The organism is Robiginitalea sp. (genome assembly GCF_049588695.1).
Taxonomy (GTDB): domain Bacteria; phylum Bacteroidota; class Bacteroidia; order Flavobacteriales; family Flavobacteriaceae; genus Robiginitalea.
Genome location: NZ_JBAVZJ010000413.1, coordinates 1 through 2,017 on the forward strand (window position 1 = coordinate 1; position 2,017 = coordinate 2,017).

General features: G+C 51.7%; 3 protein-coding genes. 1 reads left to right on the top strand and 2 read right to left on the bottom strand.

The genetic code is table 11. From position 1 onward, the window contains the following. Positions 1 to 1,164 (bottom strand): 1-deoxy-D-xylulose-5-phosphate synthase (locus WBV75_RS09735; RefSeq protein WP_424120427.1); only part of this gene is annotated, 1,164 nt, incomplete at its 3' end. Positions 1,165 to 1,240: 76 nt separating this feature from the next. Here WBV75_RS09735 and WBV75_RS09740 point away from each other — a divergent pair. Next, entirely contained in the window at positions 1,241 to 1,690 is a 450-nt protein-coding gene (locus tag WBV75_RS09740) for a nucleoside deaminase (protein ID WP_424120428.1), read from the top strand. A 68-nt stretch (positions 1,691 to 1,758) separates the two neighbouring features. Here WBV75_RS09740 and WBV75_RS09745 read toward each other — a convergent pair whose 3' ends face one another. Next, the gene (locus tag WBV75_RS09745) at positions 1,759 to 1,953 is read right to left on the bottom strand and encodes a cold-shock protein (RefSeq protein ID WP_424120429.1); all 195 of its coding nucleotides are present in this window, start codon (positions 1,951 to 1,953) and stop codon (positions 1,759 to 1,761) included. Positions 1,954 to 2,017 lie beyond the last annotated feature (64 nt).

Sequence of the window (2,017 nt, forward strand, 5' to 3'; positions counted from 1 at the left end):
CACCAACCCGGCCCGGTCCAGACAAAAAACAACGGATAAATTTTGCAGGGCAACGTCGTGGATCACCTGGTCGTAGCCTCTTTGAAGGAAAGTAGAGTACACGGCGCAAAAGGGAATCAAACCTTCGGTAGCCATGCCTGCGGCGAGGGTTACGGCGTGCTGCTCGGCGATGCCCACATCAAAAGCACGCCCCGGAAAGGCATGCATTAAATATTTCATAGAGCTCCCGGTGGGCATGGCCGGGGTGATGCCCACAACCCTGGGGTTTTGTTCGGCAAGGGTAACCAGGGTATGTCCGAAAACATCCTGGTACTTGGGCCCCAATCTTGTGTCTTTGCCCTTACGGATCAGTTCTCCCGTTTCCCTGTCAAATTTTCCGGGGGCATGGTAAACAACCTGGTTTTCTTCCGCCTGTCGCAGCCCTTTACCCTTGGTGGTAATCAGGTGCAGGAGTCGGGGTCCCCCCTGTCCGCGCAGGTTTTTCAGGGCTTTGAGCACCGCAGGAAGGTCATGCCCGTCCACAGGCCCCGAATAGTTGAGGTTCAGGGATTCAAAGAAGGTGTCCGCCCCCGGGATCCCCTGTTTTTTACGATTCAGGTGTCGTTTCAGCGCACCCACACTAGGGTCGATCCCAATGGCATTGTCGTTGAGGATAATCAGTAGGTTGGCATCAGCTACCCCGGCGTGGTTCAGGGCTTCAAAGGCCATACCCCCCGCAATAGAAGCATCCCCGATGACAGCAATATGTTCGCGTCTCCCGGCCCCTGTAATTTTGTCTGCCAGGGCCATGCCCAGCAAGGCGGAGACTGAGGTCGAGGCGTGCCCTGTGCCAAAAGTATCGTATACACTCTCGTCCCGTTTTGGGAATCCGCTCAACCCTCCTTTTTGCCGAATACTTTCAAAACGTTCCTTTCGACCGGTGAGGATTTTATGCCCGTATGCCTGGTGCCCTACATCCCAGATGAGGCGGTCTTCCGGGGTGTTAAACAGGTAGTGGAGGGCGATGGTAAGTTCCACCACGCCCAGGGAAGCACCTAAATGCCCTTCCTTGACCGAAACAACATCGATGATAAACTTCCGCAACTCTGCAGCCAATTCCGGGAGTTGGCCTTCGGATAGTTTTCTCAGGTCCTGGGGATTCTTTATTTGGTCCAGCAGCTTCATAAGCGGCGGTAAAGGTAAGAGAATTTCACTATGTGCGGGCCCCTGCACCAATAGGATAAATTGTATTTTTGGGGCTATGGAATTCAGTCTGGATGACACTTATTTTATGAAAAGAGCCCTGGCGGAGGCGGAAATGGCCTTTGAAAAAGGGGAAGTACCGGTAGGGGCCGTCATTACTGTCGACAACCGGATTATCGCGAGGGCCCACAACCTGACAGAACAGTTGGGAGACGTTACGGCCCATGCCGAAATGCAGGCCATTACGGCTGCGGCCAACTTTCTCGGGGGTAAATACCTGGTCAACTGTACGCTATATGTGACCCTGGAACCCTGCCAGATGTGCGCCGGGGGACTCTACTGGAGCCAGATATCCCGTGTGGTTTTCGGGGCTTATGACCCGGACCGGGGTTTTTCTGCTGTGGGGGGACGGATACATCCCAGGACTGAACTGGTCGGGGGTATCCTGGAGAACGAAGCCTCCAGCCTCCTGAAGCGGTTTTTTATCGAAAAGCGCAACCTGAATTAAGGACTCATTTGCGCAAAAAAAAACACCCGGCCGAAGCGGGGTGTTTTGGTCTTCAAAATAAAACAAGTTTATCCGATAACATGGACGTCGGATGCGACAACACCCTTACGGCCCTCAGTTTCTTGATATTCTACTTTGTCTCCCTGATTGAGTTGTAACCCATCCAGGGCAGTGGCGTGAACGAAAATATCGTTTCCGGTATCATCGTTTGTGATGAATCCATAACCTTTGGATTCGTTGAAAAATTTAACTGTACCAGTCATTGTAATAAAAATAAATATTAATAACGAAATACGAAGTTACAGATTTTTGAAGAAATTCAATACT

Bases quoted from the DNA above. Each gene is read 5' to 3' on its own strand.
- WBV75_RS09740 (WP_424120428.1), top strand. From the start codon at position 1,241: ATGGAATTCAGTCTGGATGACACTTATTTTATGAAAAGAGCCCTGGCG.
- WBV75_RS09745 (WP_424120429.1), bottom strand. From the start codon at position 1,953: ATGACTGGTACAGTTAAATTTTTCAACGAATCCAAAGGTTATGGATTC.